Origin of the sequence: Helicobacter sp. (assembly GCF_029067145.1) — a bacterium.
GTDB lineage: Bacteria > Campylobacterota > Campylobacteria > Campylobacterales > Helicobacteraceae > Helicobacter_D.
In genome coordinates this window covers 23157-43176 of record NZ_JAIEFA010000054.1, presented here as the reverse complement: position 1 = coordinate 43176, position 20020 = coordinate 23157, and the positions used below count along the sequence as shown (strand labels likewise).

General features: G+C 36.4%; 21 protein-coding genes and 1 tRNA gene. 17 read left to right on the top strand and 5 right to left on the bottom strand.

What is annotated here, in order from left to right:
• Positions 1-23: 23 nt before the first annotated feature.
• The 3 genes from K2N75_RS05980 to K2N75_RS05970 all read right to left on the bottom strand — a co-directional run bounded on the left by K2N75_RS05980 (position 24) and on the right by K2N75_RS05970 (position 1706).
• Positions 24-419 carry a hypothetical protein gene (locus K2N75_RS05980; protein ID WP_297679939.1) on the bottom strand — a complete coding sequence of 132 codons (396 nt, stop codon included), beginning with the start codon at positions 417-419 and terminating at the stop codon, positions 24-26.
• 88 nt (positions 420-507) lie between these two features.
• A tRNA-Leu gene (locus K2N75_RS05975) sits at positions 508-592 on the bottom strand.
• 58 nt (positions 593-650) lie between these two features.
• The gene (locus tag K2N75_RS05970; protein ID WP_297679938.1) at positions 651-1706 is read right to left on the bottom strand and encodes an agmatine deiminase family protein; all 1056 of its coding nucleotides are present in this window, start codon (positions 1704-1706) and stop codon (positions 651-653) included.
• A 64-nt stretch (positions 1707-1770) separates the two neighbouring features.
• Between K2N75_RS05970 and K2N75_RS05965 the strand changes: the two genes are divergently transcribed.
• The 6 genes from K2N75_RS05965 to feoB all read left to right on the top strand — a co-directional run bounded on the left by K2N75_RS05965 (position 1771) and on the right by feoB (position 7076).
• Positions 1771-2400: a hydrogenase-4 component G gene (locus K2N75_RS05965; RefSeq protein ID WP_297679937.1), complete on the top strand. Its 630-nt coding sequence runs from the start codon at positions 1771-1773 to the stop codon at positions 2398-2400.
• 14 nt (positions 2401-2414) lie between these two features.
• Entirely contained in the window at positions 2415-3440 is a 1026-nt protein-coding gene (gene tsaD / locus K2N75_RS05960; protein ID WP_297679936.1) for a tRNA (adenosine(37)-N6)-threonylcarbamoyltransferase complex transferase subunit TsaD, read from the top strand.
• 61 nt (positions 3441-3501) lie between these two features.
• Entirely contained in the window at positions 3502-3996 is a 495-nt protein-coding gene (gene tpx / locus K2N75_RS05955) for a thiol peroxidase (protein WP_297679935.1), read from the top strand.
• Positions 3997-4014: 18 nt separating this feature from the next.
• Positions 4015-4566, top strand: a complete 552-nt coding sequence (locus tag K2N75_RS05950) for a YqiA/YcfP family alpha/beta fold hydrolase (protein ID WP_297679934.1) — start codon at positions 4015-4017, stop codon at positions 4564-4566.
• Between the two features lie 153 nt (positions 4567-4719).
• Entirely contained in the window at positions 4720-4950 is a 231-nt protein-coding gene (locus K2N75_RS05945) for a FeoA family protein (protein WP_297679933.1), read from the top strand.
• Between the two features lie 2 nt (positions 4951-4952).
• Positions 4953-7076 (top strand): ferrous iron transport protein B, encoded by a 2124-nt coding sequence (gene feoB / locus K2N75_RS05940; protein WP_297679932.1) that lies wholly within the window; start codon positions 4953-4955, stop codon positions 7074-7076.
• Positions 7077-7299: 223 nt separating this feature from the next.
• Here the strand turns inward: feoB and hypA are convergent, their stop codons facing one another.
• On the bottom strand, positions 7300-7644 hold the full coding sequence (gene hypA, locus K2N75_RS05935; RefSeq protein WP_297679931.1) for a hydrogenase/urease nickel incorporation protein HypA: 345 nt from the start codon (positions 7642-7644) through the stop codon (positions 7300-7302).
• A 118-nt stretch (positions 7645-7762) separates the two neighbouring features.
• Between hypA and argF the strand changes: the two genes are divergently transcribed.
• The 9 genes from argF (at position 7763) to K2N75_RS05890 (ending at position 17454) form a co-directional block, all read left to right on the top strand.
• Complete coding sequence (argF, locus tag K2N75_RS05930) at positions 7763-8683, top strand: ornithine carbamoyltransferase (RefSeq protein WP_297679930.1); 921 nt, start codon at positions 7763-7765, stop codon at positions 8681-8683.
• Positions 8662-9084 (top strand): DUF2603 domain-containing protein, encoded by a 423-nt coding sequence (locus tag K2N75_RS05925; RefSeq protein ID WP_297679929.1) that lies wholly within the window; start codon positions 8662-8664, stop codon positions 9082-9084. Before argF ends, K2N75_RS05925 begins: the two co-directional genes overlap by 22 nt.
• Positions 9085-9108: 24 nt before the next feature.
• The gene (gene hemN / locus K2N75_RS05920) at positions 9109-10482 is read left to right on the top strand and encodes an oxygen-independent coproporphyrinogen III oxidase (protein WP_297679928.1); all 1374 of its coding nucleotides are present in this window, start codon (positions 9109-9111) and stop codon (positions 10480-10482) included.
• Positions 10483-10497: 15 nt separating this feature from the next.
• Positions 10498-11829, top strand: a complete 1332-nt coding sequence (locus K2N75_RS05915) for a (Fe-S)-binding protein (protein WP_297679927.1) — start codon at positions 10498-10500, stop codon at positions 11827-11829.
• Positions 11830-11900: 71 nt separating this feature from the next.
• A complete protein-coding gene (locus K2N75_RS05910; protein ID WP_297679926.1) occupies positions 11901-13544 on the top strand; it encodes a methyl-accepting chemotaxis protein in 1644 nt (547 codons plus the stop codon).
• A 74-nt stretch (positions 13545-13618) separates the two neighbouring features.
• On the top strand, positions 13619-14833 hold the full coding sequence (locus tag K2N75_RS05905) for a bifunctional 2-C-methyl-D-erythritol 4-phosphate cytidylyltransferase/2-C-methyl-D-erythritol 2,4-cyclodiphosphate synthase (RefSeq protein ID WP_297679925.1): 1215 nt from the start codon (positions 13619-13621) through the stop codon (positions 14831-14833).
• A 1-nt stretch (position 14834) separates the two neighbouring features.
• The gene (locus tag K2N75_RS05900; protein ID WP_297679924.1) at positions 14835-15725 is read left to right on the top strand and encodes a response regulator; all 891 of its coding nucleotides are present in this window, start codon (positions 14835-14837) and stop codon (positions 15723-15725) included.
• Complete coding sequence (locus tag K2N75_RS05895) at positions 15703-16920, top strand: sulfate adenylyltransferase (protein ID WP_297679923.1); 1218 nt, start codon at positions 15703-15705, stop codon at positions 16918-16920. Before K2N75_RS05900 ends, K2N75_RS05895 begins: the two co-directional genes overlap by 23 nt.
• Before the next feature lie 9 nt (positions 16921-16929).
• Complete coding sequence (locus K2N75_RS05890; RefSeq protein ID WP_297679922.1) at positions 16930-17454, top strand: phosphatidylglycerophosphatase A; 525 nt, start codon at positions 16930-16932, stop codon at positions 17452-17454.
• Here the strand turns inward: K2N75_RS05890 and K2N75_RS05885 are convergent, their stop codons facing one another.
• A complete protein-coding gene (locus K2N75_RS05885; protein ID WP_297679921.1) occupies positions 17455-18228 on the bottom strand; it encodes an undecaprenyl-diphosphate phosphatase in 774 nt (257 codons plus the stop codon). It abuts the gene before it with no gap.
• Positions 18229-18371: 143 nt separating this feature from the next.
• Here K2N75_RS05885 and K2N75_RS05880 point away from each other — a divergent pair, with 143 nt between their 5' ends.
• Both K2N75_RS05880 and rpmH read left to right on the top strand, forming a co-directional pair.
• The gene (locus K2N75_RS05880; RefSeq protein WP_297679920.1) at positions 18372-19793 is read left to right on the top strand and encodes an acetyl-CoA carboxylase subunit A; all 1422 of its coding nucleotides are present in this window, start codon (positions 18372-18374) and stop codon (positions 19791-19793) included.
• A gap of 73 nt (positions 19794-19866) precedes the next feature.
• A complete protein-coding gene (rpmH, locus tag K2N75_RS05875) occupies positions 19867-20001 on the top strand; it encodes a 50S ribosomal protein L34 (RefSeq protein WP_005020743.1) in 135 nt (44 codons plus the stop codon).
• Positions 20002-20020: the final 19 nt, after the last annotated feature.

The window sequence follows — 20020 nt, the reverse complement described above, 5'->3', positions numbered from 1 at the left end:
TTGGTTTTGTGTATAAGTTCCAGTCACCAACACCTTTTGTAATTTTTTTTGGTTTTTTCAAATAGGGGGCATTTTGCCCCCCCCCCCCCAATTTTTAGAAGAGGGCGACACATTACATATCCTCCGTCATTTTCTCCACCGATTCTAACGAGTGCATTGCGTTGGATTTTAAGAGGACGTAGAATCTCTAAGTATTCTTTGATTGTCGCATAAACTTGTGGGTTGTGGTTTAATCGGAGGTAGTTTCTGTCTCTATCTTGCAAGAGAAGCAGCAAGATTTGCTTGTCTTTTTTATTGATTTTTGTATTTGTGATGATTTGAGACATTAGAATTTGGTTTTGAAGTAAATTGTTTGTTTTAACTTGAGCAGTGAGGGATTCTAATAGCTCTTTTGGTTCTGCGAAATTTTGTGATTCCATTTTGTTTCCTATACAAATAAAGTGAAGCGAAAATGATAGCAAAAAATTAGCGATTTTAATAGTCTTTTGGGAAAAATTCAATGTAGAGTGGTGCGGAAAAGAGGACTTGAACCTCCATGCCTTGCGGCGCTAGATCCTAAGTCTAGTGCGTCTGCCAGTTTCGCCATTTCCGCTTAACTTCAAAAGTAAAGCGCAATTCTACTGAAATATTCTTAAATATAACTTTATGATTTAAAGATTTTTTAGGGCTTTGAAATCTAATGTGTTTTTGGGAAATTGCATACTAATACAATGCAAACTTCCGTGTTGTCGGATTAAAACAGAGCAATCAATAGGGACAATTTTGTGTTTTGGGCAGGCTTTTTGTAGAATCTCTCTTGCGAGATTATCGTTGGAATCTTGATAGGTGGGAAGCAGAATCGTTCCATTTAAGAATAAAAAATTCGCATAAGTCGCGGGAAGTCGCTCATTATCAAAATACTTTGCGCCAACAAAAGGCAATTCAACGAGTTTGAAAGGCTTGCCTTTTAGGTCACGCAATTTTTCTAACTCCTTTTTCATTGCAAGGAGTGCAGAATAATGTTCGTCGTTTTTGTCTGTGCAACCTACATAAACAATCGTTTTTTTATCTACAAAACGCGCAAGAGTATCAATATGGCTATCGGTATCATCGCCGCGTAAATAACCAGAATTTAGCCATAGAATCTGTTGAATCCCTAGAGTTTTTTTGAGTTTTTTTTCAAGTTGTTTTTGTGTATAGGTTGGATTGCGATTGCCCTCTAGTAAGCATTGTGTATTTGTGAGTAAAATGCCAGCCCCGTTGCTTTCTATGCTCCCGCCCTCTAAAATCAAATTTTCTGTTTTAATGTTTTTTAAGATTCCAAGTTTAGCAAGTTCGCGAGTGATTTTGTTGTCAAAATTGGAAGCAAACTTCAATCCCCAACCATTAAACCCAAAATCAAGCACAATATTTTGGTTATTTTTTGCAATTGTAATACCTCCAAAATCGCGCGCCCAAGTGTCGTTGCTATGAATCTCTATGCAATATAGACGAGAAAGAAGTTTTGGATTCCAGCCTTTTTTGGCAAAATAATTGTTTATGTAATCTTTGGTAGATGTTTTGTTTTCACACACAAGCACACAGGATTCTACCTGTAAAATTGGGTAAATAATTTCGCAGTATGTATTGCGCACTTCCTCTAAATAAGGCTTCCAATCTGAATTTTCGTGTGGAAAAGAGAGTAAGATTCCGTCTTGTTTTTCCCATTCTGCAAAAAATTTTTTCATTTTCTATACTCTTTTTAAAAAAATTGACGATATTATTACATAAATTTTTGTCAAGGAGGACAATATGGCAATGAATATTTCTAGTAATTCTACAAAAAGTAGTTTTGAGTATGCAAACGATTTGCAAAATGCAATGAGTTCTAATCCGCTGAAAAAAGATGAGACTTCTGCGGAAGATAGAAACAAAAAAATCCAAGAAGCAGCTTCAAATATTGATGCGAAGTCTTTGGTAACCGGCTATATTATGCAGTTTCAAATGAATGTTACAATTTCAAGTGAGACAAATTTCTCTTCTCAAAATGGGCTCTTTGGTTCAAATACAAGTGCAATGAACGACCCTTTTAAACTAAGCGGTATTTTAAAAGGTTTGGATTTAGGCTCTATTGGTTATGATGGTAAGCCAATCCAAGAGCTTACACAAGATGAAGCAAAAGCACTGATTGCAGAAGACGGATTCTTTGGTGTTGCAAAAACATCAGATAGAATCGCAGATTTTGTTTTAGCTGGTGCAGGAGATGATGTTGAAAAATTAAAAGCTGGTAGAGAGGGAATTATCAGAGGTTATAATCAAGCAGAAAAAGCTTGGGGCGGTAATTTACCCGATATTAGTAAAGAAACTTTGGAAAAAGCTTTGGAAAAAGTAGATAAAAAATTAGCAAGTTTGGGTGTAAATGTATTAGACCAAAACGCATAGGCTAAGAGAATCGTTTGAGTGGGCTTATCTTAAGTATTGAAAGCAGTTGCGATGATAGTTCTATCGCACTCACTCAAATTGATTCTAAACTTTTAATCTTTCATCAAAAAATCTCTCAAGAAAAACAGCATTCTACTTTTGGCGGCGTTGTGCCGGAGCTTGCAAGTCGTCTGCACGCAGAATCCTTACCTCTCATTTTAGAAAAAGTCAAACCTTATTTCAAGGAAGTGAAAGCCATTGCCGTTACCACAGAGCCGGGTTTGAATGTAACCTTAATGGAAGGTTTAATAATGGCGAAAACTTTGGCTTTTTCATTAAATATCCCACTCATTGGCGTAAATCATTTAAAAGGGCATTTGTATTCTTTGTTCTTAGAATCTGAAGCGATTTTTCCTCTAGGAGCTTTGCTTGTTTCGGGTGGACATACACTATTACTTGAAGCAAAGGGATTCCACGATATTAACATTTGCGCACAAAGCTTAGACGATAGCTTTGGTGAAAGTTTTGATAAGGTAGCAAAAATGCTCTCACTTGGTTATCCCGGCGGTCCAATCGTGGAATCTTATGCCAAGCAAGGAAAGAGCGGTATTTATGATTTTCCGATTCCATTGCGTAGCAAGAAGCAGTATGCCTTTAGTTTTTCAGGATTAAAAAATGCGGTAAGAGTGCAGATTGAAAGAGAAAAAGAATCCAAAGAAATTTTGAGCGAGGAATTTAAAGCAAACCTTTGTGCTAGCTTCCAAAAATCCGCCATTACACATTTGGTGCAAAAATGTAAAATATTTTTTGAACAAAATCGTGCAAATTCTCATCAGTGGAAGTATTTTGGAATCGTGGGCGGAGCAAGTGCTAATCTTGCTTTAAGGGAGCAAATAGAAAAGATGTGCAGGGATTATGGTGTTACATTATTGCTTTCCCCTTTGGAATTTTGTTCGGATAATGCCGCAATGATTGGACGCGTGGCAATAGAATCTTATTTACTTGGGGAGTTTGATGCCATTTCTTCTCTACAAACTCGCCCAAGAATTGAAGCATTTTAATCTAAAATTTAGTTTCGTTATTTAATAATAAAAACTCAATTAATTTTTTTAAGGAAATAAAATGGTAACTTTTAAAGGTAACGCAGTAACACTCGCGGGTAAAGCAGTTCAAGTTGGAGATAAAGCACCAAAGGTTGATTTGGTAGCAGGAGATTTAAGTGTTAAAAGTGTAGGTGGAGCAAGTGGCAAATACCAAATTATCAATGTTGTGCCTTCTTTGGACACAGGGGTTTGTGCAACACAAACAAGAAAGTTTAATGAAAAAGCAGCAAATATTCCTAATACACAAGTTTTTGTTGTTTCTCTTGACCTTCCTTTTGCTCAAGGTAGATTTTGTTCTACTGAAGGAATTGAAAATGTAACTGCATTGAGTGATTTTAGAAATAAAGATTTCGGAGATTCTTATGGCGTGATTCTAGCAGGTTCTCCATTAGAAGGTTTGCTAACACGCGCAGTATTTGTTGTCAATCCTGAGGGACAAATCGTGCATAAAGAAATTGTAGGCGAAATTACAAGTGAGCCAGATTACGAAGCCGCACTAAAAGCTGTAAAATAATTTTTTGGGAATTTAGTCGTGTTGTTGTATTTACATGGGTTTCGTAGTGTTGGATTATGTTACAAAGGGAAACAAATCATCACTTTTGCACCCGATGCACTCACGCCTAATCTCTCCTATGTGCCAACTTTGGCGATTGCGCTTGCAGAATCTTTGATTGCAGAATATTCCAAGACACACAAAATTTGCTTGATTGGAAGTTCGCTTGGAGGTTATTATGCAACATTTTTGGCACAGAAATATCATCTTAAAGCTGTTTTGATTAATCCCGTAATAGATGCCTACAAGACTTTATTACCAGCGATTGGGCGTGTTAATGTTCCTTATCAGAATACTTCCTTTTTTTGGAGTTTGAATTTGGTGGAAAGTTTGAAGCAATATTTTGTGGATTCTATTGCTCCAGAGCTATATTGTGTGCTTTTGCAAAAGGGCGACCAAGTGCTTGATTATAGAATTGCGGCACAGAAATTTAAGGATTCTAAACTGATTATTCAAGAGGGAGGCTCACATCATTTTGACAATTTCATCTCTCAAAAAGATACAATTTTAAAATGGGCAGAAGAAAATTAAAATCTTAAAATCAATTCCACTTTTCTACTTTTTTATATTTGTAATTGCATAAAACTCTTAATTTTATAAAATGATAATCAATTTTAATATTGTTTTAACTTTCTAAAAGCTACAATGTTTCAGATAATTTGACAATAGGGTGGAGGAATTGGAATGACAATCAACGCGCTAAAAGACGGAGAATGCGGAGTGATTACGCATTTGGGTGTAGATGAACAATTAAGAGACAGATTCTTTAGCTTTGGAATCTCTAAGGCAAAACGCATTAAGAAACTTGAAACTTCTCTTGGAGGTTCTACGATTTTGGTTGAACTAGATAGAAACTGCATTGTTTTGCGTGCAGAGGAAGCAAATGCGATTCAAGTAGAAAGGGTGCAGGGATAGAAATGGGCGAAACAAAACGAATCAAAATCGCCCTTGTGGGGCAACCCAATGTTGGCAAAAGTTTGTTAATTAATGCGCTTTGCCATTCCACGATGAAAGTAGGAAATTTTCCGGGTGTTACGGTTGAAAAAGCCGAAGCAAGCACTTGGCACAAAGGATATGTGTTACAAATTGTAGATTTACCCGGTACTTATTCACTTTATGGTTATTCAGAAGAAGAAAAAATCACAAAACATTTTGTAGAATCTAATGATTATGATTTGATTGTGAATGTGGCAGATTCTACAAATTTAGAGCGCAATTTGCTCTTGAGTGCGCAGTTGCTTGAAATGCAAAAAAAGATGGTTTTGGTCCTCAATATGAGTGATGAGGCGCGCAAGGAGGGAATAAAAATTGAGACGGAATCCTTAAGTGAATTGCTTGGGATTCCAAGTGTGCAAGTTTCCGCACATACAAAAGAAAATTTAGAATCTCTCTTAGATGTGATAGTGGCGACTTACGAAAAGGGACAAAATGCAAATAAACGCATTTATAGCAATGCGATTGAGACAGAAATTTTGCATTTGGAGGAATTTATCAAAAGCAAAAAAGATGCGAGCATGGAATCGCTTGGCTTAAGTGCGCGTCAAATTGCGATTTTGTTGCTAAAGCAAGAGGAAAAAACCTTTCAGATTCTACATGAAAAACCTATTTGGATGGAATTATCTAAAAAACTGCAAGATTCTTTAAATAATTTATATACAATTTATGATACACCCTCCAATAAAGAAATTTTCTTAGAAGATTTAAATGCATTCGTGCAGGGCTTGATAACGGAAACCGTGCATTATGAGGGTAAAGAAAAGCAAGGTTATACGCATAGCATTGATAAAATTTTGATTAACAAATATGCTGGGATTCCGATTTTTTTGTTTTTTATGTGGGCATTGTTTCAGCTTACCTTTACGCTTGGTGCGTTGCCGATGGATTTAATTGAGAGCTTTTTTGGTTGGCTTGGAGAATTAATCAAAGACAATATTGAAAGCGAAAGTCTCGCTTCATTGCTTGCAGATGGAATCGTTGGTGGTGTAGGAGCGGTCGTGTTGTTTTTGCCCAATATCGTGATTTTATTCTTTGGAATCGCATTGCTAGAGACAACGGGTTATATGTCTCGCGTTGCGTTTTTGCTAGATGGATTTTTCCATAAATTTGGCTTGCACGGCAAAAGTTTTATCCCGCTTGTAACAGGATTTGGTTGTTCTGTGCCTGCCTTTATGGCAACAAGAACTTTGAAAAGCCGCAAAGATAGATTATTGACGCTTTTTATTATTAATTTTATGAGTTGCGGCGCAAGATTGCCTGTATATGTGCTTTTTGTTGGAGCATTTTTTCCAACACAACAAGCAGGGAATTGGCTATTTGGAATCTATATTTTAGGCGCATTGTTAGGATTGGTAATGGCGAAGATTCTTCGTTTGATTGCTTTTAAAGGTCCAGATGAACCTTTTGTTATGGAAATGCCAAAATATCGTATGCCAAATTGGAGATTGGTATGGTTTGCAATTTATACCAAAGCAAAAATGTATCTTAAAAAGGCAGGAACTTTTATTTTGGCAGCCTCTATTTTGATATGGTTTGCAAGCTCTTATCCTGTTCAAGAAGAGACAAAAGAAGTTTATGAAAGCAAGATAGAACAAGCGTTAAATGAAAAAGAGAAAGAAAAGTTTGCCTTTGAGTTAGAAGAATCCTTGATTGAAAATAGTTATTTGGGAATGACAGGTAAGCTGATTGAGCCTGTTTTTGCTCCGCTTAATTTTGATTGGAGAATGAGCGTGGCACTTTTGAGTGGATTGGCGGCAAAAGAAGTGGTGATTTCTACTATGGGTGTGCTTTATTCTCTAGGTGGAGAAGTAAATGAAGAGAGCGAAAATCTTATGCAAGTGATTAAGGGGGCAATCCCATTGCAAACGGCGGTTGCATTTATTCTCTTTGTGATGATTTATAATCCTTGTCTTGCAGCGACGGTGGTTTTTGGCAAAGAGGCGGGCGGGTTTAAATACATTGTGTTTTTGTTTGTTATGACAACTATTTGTGCATATGTCGTCGCTTGGATTGGTTCTATGCTTGCTAGTGCGATTCTGACTTAAGGCAGGTAATTGTTCTCTTACTCTTAAATCTCATATATCGCCAATCACGATTCCATTGCATTATTTTTGGAATCCAACATTATAGATTGCTACGATTCTACAAGTAGAATCTCGCAAGGATAATTCCCCAACGCGTCCTTGCGAGGAGCGAACATAGTGAGAGGCAAAGAATCTATAATCTAAGCAATCAAAAAGATTCAAGGGCGAGATTGCGAAATCACATTTACTCCATTTCTAAACGCAAAAGGAGCATTTCGTTACCTTTTGTAATCTTTACTTGCTCACTTCCGCAATGAGGGCAATGCGTGTAGTCTAATTCTCTTGCGGGATTGCTTTGATGACAGGAATCGCAAGTGAGTTCTACTTTGGATTCTTGAATAAGAAGTTTGGCTTGTTCGCAGAGACTGCCTAACTTAAACTCTTCAAACGCGCTTTTGAGTAAAGCCACATTGACTCCGCTCCGCTCCCCGATGTCTAAATGAATCACGAGAATTTTCTTTGCTTGATTGTTTTGTGCGATTTCTTCGCAGGATTCTATCAGGGAAGAGACGACAGAAAATTCGTGCATATTGAACCTTTTTTAGTAAAAATTATTGTATGATAAGCCTTTGATTTTGTTTAAAGTTTTATTTTAGTTTGATTGGGTAAAATCAGACCTTTTAATTTAAATTATTTGGGGTTACAAAATGCGACATTTTTTAACTTTGGCGGATTTTAGCAAGGAAGAGATTTTAGAGATTCTAACCCTCGCTAAAACTCTTAAAAACGAAGTAAAAAGTGGTATATACAGCAATCCACTTGCGCACAAGACTTTAGGTATGATTTTTGAGAAAAACTCCACAAGAACGCGCGTGAGTTTTGAAACAGGAATCTATCAGTTGGGTGGTAATGGAATCTTTCTTTCTAGCAATGATACGCAATTAGGGCGCGGAGAGCCGATTAAGGATACCGCGCGCGTGTTGTCTTCTATGGTGGATTTGGTGATGATGCGGACGCACGAACATTCGCGTTTAGAAGAGTTTGCTGCTTATTCTAATGTGCCTGTAATCAATGGGCTAAGCGATGATTTTCACCCGATGCAATTGTTGGCGGATTTTATGACAATGCAAGAATGTGGCAAAGATAAGAATCCCATCGTTGCGTATATTGGCGATGGAAACAATATGGCGCATTCTTGGCTTATGCTTGCGGCTAAGCTTGGCTTTACCTTGCGGATTGCTTCGCCAAAAGATTATAAAGTTTCTCAAAATATTCTCCAAAAAGCCGAAAGTTTTGCTAAAATTTCAGGCGCAAAGATTCTGCTAAGTGAGAATCCCAAAGAGGCGATTTTGGGTGCAGATGTTGTAACGACTGACACTTGGGCGTCTATGGGACAAGAAGAGCAAAAAGAAGCAAGAAAAAAAGCATTTCAAGAGTATTGCGTGGATAGTGAGTTGATGAAGCTTGCCAAACAAGATGCAATCTTTTTGCATTGTTTGCCAGCCTATCGCGGACAAGAAGTCAGCGAGGAAGTATTAGAATCAGAGCAGAGTAAGATTTTTCAAGAGGCAGAAAATCGCCTACACGCGCAAAAAGGAGTAATGGTTTGGCTGCACCAAAACCGCTAGTAAAACAAAACAATTCAGTCCAGCAGGCAAATAATCTTTATGATTCATTGCAAGAGATTATCCGCAATGCAAAGACACAATCTAAGGTTTATGATTCTGACTTGGACGGAGATTTGACTTATTGTTTCAAAGACAAAAACGCACAAGAATTTTATTTGGTATCCAAAAAAAATATGCAACAACTTTTAGAATCCGCTAAACAGCTTGAGATAGATAAATATCTGTTTAAGCTAGAAAAAGAAATTTATTATAATGTGCCGGTGGATTTTGAAGATGTGTGGTGCATTGCATTAAAAGAAATCAAAAATTACGAAAAAGAACCCAAAGCTTTGGTAAAAAATCTTAAAAAACGTTATCCTTATTTGTTCTTTGAGATTCCAAAAATCCCAGATTCATTTTAATTTTTAGTTGAAGGATTCCACAAAATGCAATCCAATAAGATTGATTTTAAGCAATTTGCCACTTATTCTAAGCCTGGTCCGCGTTATACAAGCTATCCCACTGCGGTGGAGTTTAGCGAAAACTATACTTTGGATTTGTATTTGCAAGATTTAAAGGCAGATACAAGCCCCCTCTCTCTTTATGTGCATTTGCCTTTTTGTCGTAGTGCTTGTTATTTTTGTGGTTGCAATGTAGTCTATACAAGCAAAGAGGAAAATAAAAAAACTTATTTAGAATATCTCAAAAAAGAGCTAGAATTATTAAAAAATGCAATGGATACAAACAAACCCGTGTATCAACTCCATTTTGGCGGCGGCACTCCTACATTTTTTAATGCAGAAGAATTGGGGGTTTTGATTGATTTATTGAAAAATACTTTTCCAAATTTTGGACAAAATGCAGAAATTGCCTGTGAGATTGACCCTAGATTCTTTGAACGCTCACAAATGGAAGTGCTCAAAAAAGGAGGTTTTAACCGCTTAAGCTTTGGAATCCAAGATTTTGACGCAAAAGTGCAGGAGGCGATTCATAGAATCCAGTCTTTTACGCTTGTCCAAAACGCAATCCAGCTTGCAAGAGATTATGAGATTACTTCTATTAATTTTGATTTAATCTATGGCTTGCCTTATCAGAGTTTGGAGACTTTTAAGAAGACTTTAGAATCCTGCCTGCTTCTCAATCCAGACCGCTTTGCTGTCTTTAACTATGCGCATGTTCCTTGGATTAAAAAAACAATGCGCAAGATTGATGAAACCACTCTCCCACATCCAGAGGAAAAGCTTAGAATCCTAGAATGGACAATTGATTATTTGCTTCAAAATGGTTACCAAATGATTGGAATGGACCATTTTGCAAAGCCTGATGATGAGCTGTTTAAATCCATACAAAAAGGGCAATTACAACGCAATTTTCAAGGATATAGCACGCAAGGAGGCACGCAAACAATTGGAATCGGGCTGACTTCTATTGGCGGGGGTAAGGATTATTATGCGCAAAATTATAAAGATTTGGCACAATACCAAGAGGCATTGGACAATCATCACTTGCCTTTTGCGAAAGGCATTAGGCTAAGTGATGAGGATAAGATTAGAAAAGCGGTAATTATGCAATTAATGAGTAATTTTAAATTGGATTTTAATGCAATCAATCAACAATTTGCGATTGATTTTAAAGAATATTTTAAAGAATCGTTAGAGGAGCTAAAGCCTTTGGAAGAAGCGGGATTGGTAGAGATAAATGCAAAAGGGATTTGGGTGAGCGAAACGGGTGCGTTGTTGATTCGTAATATCGCAATGCCATTTGATGCTTATTTAAAAAAGTTTAATACCAATCAAAAAGTTTTTAGTAAAACAATTTAAAAATTAAGGTAACCAATGGCGCATTTTGACAATTACGATTATTTAAAAACAAGCAATGCCTGCGTGAAATGTGGCAAATGTTTGCCTGATTGCACGATTTTTAGCATTAATGGAGATGAGGCGACTTCTCCACGTGGCTTTATTGACCTTTTGGGTGCATATCAGCGCAAAGAGATTCCGTTAGATAAAAATGCTAAAGATATTTTTGAAACTTGTTTTTTATGCACAACTTGTGTGCGTGTTTGCCCTAATTCTTTGCCCACAGATACTTTGATTGAAAATATCCGTTATGAGATTGCTCAAAAATATGGAATTGCTTGGTTTAAACGTGTCTTTTTTTATCTTTTGAAACATAGAAAAATAATGGATTTTGGATTCAAACTTGGCGCGATTTTTGCCCCTTTGTTGTATCAAGCAACAAAAGATGGTAATTCTATTCAGCCGCGTTTTGCCTTGCCTTTGGTTAAAAATAGAATCTTTGGAGGAATCGCAAAGAGAAGTTTTCTAAATTCCCATTCAGAGGAAATCTGTTTTGCCGATTCCAAACAATCCCAAAAGTCTAGGAAAGTAGCAATTTTTATTGGCTGCTTAGGAAATTATAATTATAAAAATGTGGGTGAATCTTTGCTAGTGATTTTAGAGGCTCTACAAATCAATGCAAAGCTAGCAAAAGGGCAAAAATGTTGTGGCGCACCTGCTTATTTTACGGGGGATTTCGCAAGTGTAGATACGCTTATTCGCCAAAATGTAGAATATTTTGAAAGTTTTATAGACGAAGTTGATGCGATTTTGATTCCAGAGGCGACTTGTGGCGCAATGGTATTGGAGGATTGGAAGCATTTTATGGAGAAGGATTTAGAACTAAAATCAAGAATAGAGAAGCTTTTGCCAAAAATCTATATGGCGAGTAAATATTTGGAATCCCAGACAAATTTAGTAGAGATTTTAAACAATATAGAACAAAATCGCCTCAAGCAAGGATTGCAATCTATAAAACAAACCTTTACTTACCACGACCCGTGCCACGCAAGAAAAGTGCTTGGAATTTATCAAGAACCGCGTAAATTATTGCAGCAAAATTATCAGCTCATTGAAATGGAGGATTCCACCACTTGTTGTGGATTTGGTGGTGTTACAATACAAACAGAGCGATTCGCATTAGCTAGTAAAGTAGGAAATAAAAAAGCAAAAATGATAGAAAAAACACAGGCGCAGTTTGTTGTAGCAGAATGTAGTGCTTGCCGTATGCAGTTAAGCAATGCGTTGTATCAGGCAAATGTAGAGATTCCATTTTTACACCCATTAGAACTTATTGCAAAGATAATTAAAGAAAATCAAAGTAAATAGTAAATAAAGTTCATTTAATAAAAGATGGGATACAATTTAGCGTAATCTTATTTAAAAAGACAGGGATATTTATGATTGGAAGAAATTTATCGTTAAAAGCACAGCTTTTTATAGGGTTTGGCATTATTTTAGCTTTTATTTTGGTTATCTCCATTACAGGATATATTAAGATTAGTTTTGTAGAAAAAACATTGGCAGAAATGACAGGGGTTAATGCGGTCAAACAAAGATACGCAATTAATTTTCGTGGAAGCGTGCATGATAGAGCAATTGCAGTGCGTGATGTTGTGATTTTGGACAATGTGCAAGAGATTGAAAATACTTTGCGTTTAATTCAAAAACTAGAAGAATTCTATAAAGATTCCGCAATTAAAATGGACGAAATTTTTAAAGATGTGCATATGGTAGATGCAAAAGACAAGGAGATTTTGCAACGCATTAAGGGTGTAGAAGCCAAAACAATGCCTATGATTTCTGAAATTATCACCAAAAAAGCACAATCTGATAGAATTGGTGCAAATGAGTTGTTGATTAATCAAGCGCGTGGAGCATTTGTAGAATGGCTAAATGTGATTAATGAGTTTATAGATTATCAAGAAGGCAAGAATCAAAAGCTTACTAAAACAGCAATTGATGAGATTGATAATTATTTGTCCCTAACGATGATGCTGACTATTATTTCTTTGATTGTGGCAATTTTAACTGCAATTTATATTTCTAGGTTGGTCATCTCCTCTTTGGGTGGAGAACCAAAAGAAGTTGTTAAAGTAGTGCTTAGTATTGCAAATGGCAATTTGAATACTCCTATTAGAACACAATATGAAGAAAGTATGCTTGCTTCTATGGAGCAAATGCAAGAAAAACTTAGAGAGATTGTTGCGGAAATTATGAAATCTACCCAAGAGCTTAATGAACGTGCAAATGAAGTAACAAAAAGTTCTGAGGAATCTAAATCTTCATCTTATCGTCAGGTTCAAAGTTCAGAAGTTTCAACAGAACGTATCAAGCAAGTAATGAATGCTGTAAATCATATTTCAAATATTGCAAAACAAACAGAGGAAAATTCTGAATATACCACAAATCTATCCGATAAATGTATAGAAGCTATGAAAACAACGGTAGAAAGTATTGAGCGCATTACAGAAACCGTTACTCTTTCATCAGAACATATTCGTATGCTTGAAAAACACTCTCAAGAAATTGGTGGAAGCGCGGATTTAATTAAAGAAATCACAGACCAAACCAATCTCCTTGCGCTCAATGCTGCGATTGAAGCTGCAAGAGCAGGGGAAGCCGGGAGAGGATTTGCTGTTGTTTCTGATGAGATTAGAAAATTGGCCGAACGTACAGGGGTGGCAACTTCAGAGATTACAAGAATGATTGAGGTAATACAAGGTGAAACGCAAACTGCGGTAGAGGCGATTCAAAATGCAGTTCCACAGGTAGAAAAAGGTATGGAACTTGCAAATGAAGCAAGTGAAATCTTGGGACAAATCAATTCTCAAGCAAGCGATTCTTTAAGTAAAGCAAAAGAAGTAACGAATGCAACTTATGAACAAGTGCAGGATATGGAAAATCTGTCTAAAGGATTAGATGAAATTTCAAGGGATTCTAAAAATACCGCAGAATTGATGGAGAACAATACAGAAGCGGCGCAAACGCTTAAAAATATTGCAAATGTCTTAAAAAATCATATTAATCACTTCAAAATTTAAGTTTTTGAATCCTAAAGGGATTCTAAAACTTTCAAAATGTATAATTCCACAATTTTTTAAATCAAGGAATTTATTTGTCAAATATCGCATTGATTTTGTTGGGTGCGGGCGATAGTAGTCGCTTTTGCTTGTCAGCTTTATCATCAAGTGAAATGGTGCACAAATCAGTTCAAATGCTTAGATTGCCCAAAAAACAATGGTTGCGCGTGGGTGAGATTCCACTTTGGTTAAAGGTTGCATTAGATTTTCGTGATATTTATCCTTTTGTGCATTGTGTTTTAAGTGCAAAATCCACCGAAATAAAATATATGCAGAAATATTTGGACGCATTTTCACTAGATTTTGTGCTAATAAAGGGTGGTTCTACGCGCCAAGAATCGCTAAAAAATGCCCTAATGACGCTTGAGGATTCCGTAGAATATGTGCTAGTCAGCGATATTGCGCGTTGCAATTCAGCATTTTTGAGTCAAAGAGTCCTTAAGGAAATCGGTAATTATGATTGTGTTGTTCCATATCTGAAGCTAAACGATACAATAGTATATTCTAATGATTCCAAGCTAGACTATCTCAAGCGAGACAATTTAAAAATTATCCAAACACCGCAATTAAGCCGTTTAAATGTTTTAAAATCTGCTTTGGACAATGGAGATTTTACAGATGAGAGCAGCGCGATTTCTGCACAAGGTGGGAGCATTGGCTTCATTCAAGGAGCAGCGGAGGCAAAAAAATTAACTTTTTTAGAGGATTTAAAAACAATTCCGCTGCCAGTCCCTAGCACACGCACCCTTGTGGGAAATGGAAGTGATATTCACGCATTGGATAAAGGAGAGGGAATCTTGCTAGGCTGTGTCGTAATTCCGTGTGAATTTCGCCTGATTGCGCATAGTGATGGAGATGTTTGTTTGCACGCGCTAAGTGATGCGCTTTTGGGGGCGATTGGGTGTGGAGATATTGGCGAATGGTTTCCTGATAATGACCCAGCTTACAAGGGAGCAAATTCTGCTGATTTGTTGCGTATTATCGTAGATTTTGTACGTGATGTGGGCTACGATATTTTGCAAGCAGATATTACAATTTTTGCTCAAAAACCTAAAATTTCTCCCTATAAAAATGCAATGGAAAAGAAAATTTCAGAAATTTTGCAAATTAATGTATTTAAAGTAAATGTCAAGGCGACAACAACGGAAAAGTTAGGATTTATTGGCAAAGGAGAAGGGATTTTGGTGCAAGCAAGTGTTGTTTTGGAATATTTTGATTGGAAAAAAATTATTTCGCTTGAGGGGGAATAGAATGAAAATATTGATTGTGGAGAATGAAATTTATTTAGCTCAAAGCATTGCTTCAAAATTGAGTCATTTTGGATTCGCTTGTGAAATGGTGCCGAGTATAGAGGAAGCTTTGCAGTTTGAAGTGGCAGATATTATTTTGCTTTCAGCAAATATACCAGGTCAAAATTTTTATTCATTGATTGAAAAATTCAAAGATTCTATTGTGATTTTAATGATTCCTTATGTAAATGATGAAATGGTAACCCGTCCATTGAAAGCCGGCGTGAGTGATTACATCGTGAAACCTTTTATGATTGATGAGTTGATTCGCAAAATTGAGCATTATACAGCTTTTCGTCAATTACAAAAGGAAGTCGCATTTTATAGGGATTATTTTTGCGATTCTTTGTTAATGCCTACTTATACGATTGGCACAAAAGTTTCTTTTCCTTTGATTATCAAAAGTGTGTCGCAACGAGCCATTGATATGTGCGTTGTTAATTATGCGATTCATAAAAAATTTGCCATTAATTTTGTTTCTTTGTATAAAACCCACAACTATAAGGAAATTTTTAAAAATATTTCTAAAACACAATTAACTTATATTGTAGGATTTGAGACCTTGCGTAGGGAGGAAAAAGAAGAGTGTATTAAAGCATTCAAAAATATTCCCGTGATTCTTGCTTGTTTGGGCGGTGATTTACATAATTTTAAAAATGTCTTTGAAATCAATGTTAAAGAAATTGCGCAAGGATTCCAAGAAGATGTATTAAGTGTTGATGAATACATTAAAACAATGATTTTAAGGTTTGAAGACAAATACCCTGATACAGAACTTAGCAAACGTTTAGGTATGTCTCGCAAGAGTTTATGGGAGAAACGAAAAAAATATGGAATCACAAAGAAAAAATAATTTATCTACACCTGCTTTATTTATTGACAAAGAAGCAGTGTTTGCTCTCCTCTTATGTCAAGAGGGTTTGCTTGCTCCTGTGAATCATTTGATGAATGAAAAGGAAATGCACGAAGTAGATAATACAGGATTGTTTGATGGGCAAAGCTTTCCTTTTTCTTTTATTTTAGCACCCGCAGGAAAACGTAATGAGCAGGTGATGAAAGAATCCAAAAAGGGTGATGAGATTGCCCTTATTTGCGAAAATCATTTATGCGGTAAATTGCTTGTGGATTCTGCTTTTAAGATTGATAAACAAGCGCGATTGTTTAAAATAATGAGCGGAGATATTTATTCCAAAAAGGCACAGCATATTTATAATCGGCTCGGAAATTACGCGCTTTGTGGAGAATATGAATTGCATCTGCAATCAGAAATTTTTGCCTTTAAAGACCGCGCGACAAAACAAGCGATTGCACAATTTAAAAAGAGAAATAGCACGCAAAGCGTTACAGCAATGGTTTTGGACGCTTCCCCTATTACGCGTATCCACGAGCGCATTTTTCGTTCTATCTTAGAGGAGAATGATTTACTTGTTTTGCTGCTATTAAGACGACAAAATGAGGGTTTATTGGATTTTTATATTCGCAAAATTTGCTTAGAATTTGTCATCACAAATTACTTGCCAAAGAATCGCATCGCCATTTTTCCGCTAGATGATATTTATTTGTTTGCTGGTGCGCACGGAATTATTTTGGACGCGATTCTTGCGCAAAATCTTGGGTGTGATAGAATCGCAATCGGGGAAAATTATCCTAATTTGGCGATTTATTATGACCATCAGAAAATTTATTCTATTTTTGATATGGCAAAGGATATTAAAATTAAAGTTAAATTATTGAGTGAGTTTGTGCATTGCAACCAATGCAAAACAATTGTGAGTCTTAAAACTTGCCCGCATAGCAAAAATCATCATATTTATTATCGTTCTGGGTTTTTGCAAGGGATTTTGCAATCTGGACTGATTCCGCCTACAATTTTGGTGCGCAAGGAAGTTTCAGCCAAGATTCTAAGCTATTTATTTCCCAAACGTTTTGAAGGCATTATTCAGCAATTTGGGGCGATGTTTGCAAGTAGTGGAATGATTGAAGAACAAAGCGATGAAGATTTCTATTTGAAATTAATAGATATTTATCAGACACATTCTTTAAATTAGGATTCTTAAATGAAAACACATTTTTTTAATACTTTTCACAATTCGCGTGATTTTTGTAAAAAATGTTTTTTAACCTTATTTTTTAGTGGGCTTAGTCCCAAAGCACCCGGCACATTTGGCACATTGGTTGCCTTGCCTTTTGCGTGGGCAATTAGCCATTACATTGCGCCAAGCACTTTACTGCTACTTGCTCTGCTTATTTCTGTGATTGCGGTAAAGGTAATTAATGATTATGAAAAAGAGGGAATGGAGCACGATTGTTCTGAAATTGTGATTGATGAGTTAGCGGGCGTATGGATTAGTGTTGCAATGATTGGAAGTCATTTGTTTGGAATCGCCTTGTCTTTTGTTCTGTTTAGATTGTTTGATATTTGGAAACCTTCTGTGATTGGCAGAATTGATAGAGAGGTTAAAGGTGGTTGGGGTGTAATGGGAGATGATTTGCTCGCAGGATTTTTTGCTGGGCTTTTAGGGCTGATGATAATTGGTGGGATTCAAAGGATAGAATCACTCGCGTTTCTTTTGGAGTTTTAGCTATAAAATATCCAAATAAAACAAAAAGACAATGCCCAATAAAATACGATAGATTCCAAAAGGAATGAAGTTAAAACGCGTGATAAAATTCAAAAAAAGTTTGATAGCCACAAGCGCACTTAAAAATGCCATAACAAAGCCCACTCCAAGTGCAAAGAGATTCTCAAAATCTATTGCCGCGTGGCTCTTGTAGAGACTATAAGCACTTGCAACAACCATAGCAGGCAAAGCTAACAAAAAAGAAAATTCTGTGGCTACCTTGCGTGTGCAACCTAGCAATAAGCCTCCTACGATAGTTGCTCCACTTCTTGAAGTGCCCGGAATCATTGCCAAAGCTTGAAAAAACCCAATCCAAAGTGCCTGCTTGTAGGTAATTTTTTCTATATTTTGGATAGGGGATTCTTTCTCTTTGTGGAAAATCTCTAGTGCAATAAAAGCGATTCCACCAATGATGAGCATAATTGAAACAGTGATAGGGGCAAACAATGCTTTAATATAAGAATAAAATAAAAAGCCAAAAGTGCCGGCAGGTAGGAATCCAATACATAATTTTACCCAAAGATTCAAGCTATTTTTGGAGAGTTTTTCCCAAAAGACAAACAAAACAGCTAAAATAGAGCCTAGCTGAATGACTACTTCAAAGGTTTTGTGGAAAGTATCTTGTGGAATCCCAAGCAATTCTGAAGTAAGGATTAAATGTCCCGTAGAGGAAATGGGCAAAAATTCTGTTAGCCCCTCAACAATCCCTAAAATTCCAGCGTGTAATAAATCCATAAATCACCTTGAAAGTAGTTAAAATGTGTAAAAATGCACGAATTTTAGCATATTTGATGAAATTTTGGCAATATTTGCTAAACTTCAACAATAAATCAAAAATAAAATTATAAAATGCACAGAATCATCTTTTGGGAGTTTTTATGTTTAAAAGAATTTTGATTGCAAATCGTGGCGAAATTGCTGTTCGTATTATTCGCGCCTGTAATGATTTAAATATAGAATCTGTGGCAATTTATTCGCGTGCAGACCGCGAGAGTATGCATGTTAAAATGGCAACACACACTTATCCAATTAGTGAAGACCCAATTAAGGGCTATTTAGACCCAGATTTGATTATTCAAGCCGCTAAAGAAATGGAAGCAGAGGCGATTCATCCGGGTTATGGGTTTTTGAGCGAAAATGCACTTTTTGCTAAAAAAGTCAAAGAAGCAGGGATTGTTTGGATTGGTCCAGATTCTGAAGTGATTGCCAAAATGGGTGATAAGAATGCCGCGAGAAATTTAATGATTGCAAATGGAATCCCGGTTGTGCCAGGAACAGAACCATTGAATGACTTAAGTATGTATGAGATTCAAAAGATTGCACGCAAGATTGGTTATCCCGTGATTCTAAAAGCAAGCAGTGGCGGAGGAGGGCGTGGAATCCGTGTTGTGTGGGAAGAGGAAGATTTGGAATCCTCTTTTGAAGCTTGCAAGAGGGAAGCATTAACATTTTTTAAAAATGAAGATGTTTTTATGGAAAAATATATCCAAAACCCAAGACATATTGAATTTCAGATTCTAAGCGATAATTATGGTAATGTGATTCATCTGCTAGAACGTGATTGCTCTATTCAAAGAAGACATCAAAAGCTAATTGAGATTGCCCCGTGTCCTACAATGAGTATGGATTTGCGTCGTCGTATGGGAAGTGTAGCGGTGGCTGCAGCAAAGGCTGCAAAATATACAAATGCTGGAACCGTGGAGTTTCTAGTAGATGACTATAACAATTTTTATTTTATGGAAATGAATACGCGCATTCAAGTAGAACACGGAGTAACAGAAGAGATTACAGGGTATGATTTGATAGGGCGTCAGATTAGAATCGCAAATGGTGAGATTTTGGATATTACACAAAGTGATGTTTATGCGCAAGGATTCGCGATTGAGGCGCGTATTAACGCAGAAGATGTGCAGAATGACTTTGTCCCAAATCCCGGCAAAATCACTTCGTATTATCCCGCATTGGGACCTTTTGTAAGGGTGGATAGTTATGTTTATAAAGATTTTACGATTCCACCTTTTTATGATTCTATGATTGCAAAACTCATCGTGCGTGCGACAAGTTATGATTTGGCGGTTAATAAATTGCAGCGCGCTTTAAATGAATTTAAAATTCGCGGGGTTAAGACTACGATTCCTTTTTTGATTAATATTTGCCACGACAAAGATTTTAGACGAGGGAATTTTGATACTTCGTATTTAGAGCAAAAAGCACAGGATTTAATGCCACAAGAAAGCAGAGATGATAGTGATTTAGTTGCGGCTATTGCAGTAGCATTGACGAGTGCCCTAGAAGAGTAGTAGAGAAAAATAAATCTAGTTTTAAGTAAAATTGCATTAAAATTCGCCTTTATTTTTTTAAAAGGTTTTAGAAATGAAAAGAACATATCAGCCACATAATACGCCGCGTAAGCGCACGCATGGTTTTAGAGTTAGAATGCAAACTAAGAATGGTCGTAAAGTGATTAATGCAAGACGCGCTAAAGGCAGAAAAAGACTTGCTGTCTAAGTCTTTTTGAGGTTGTATT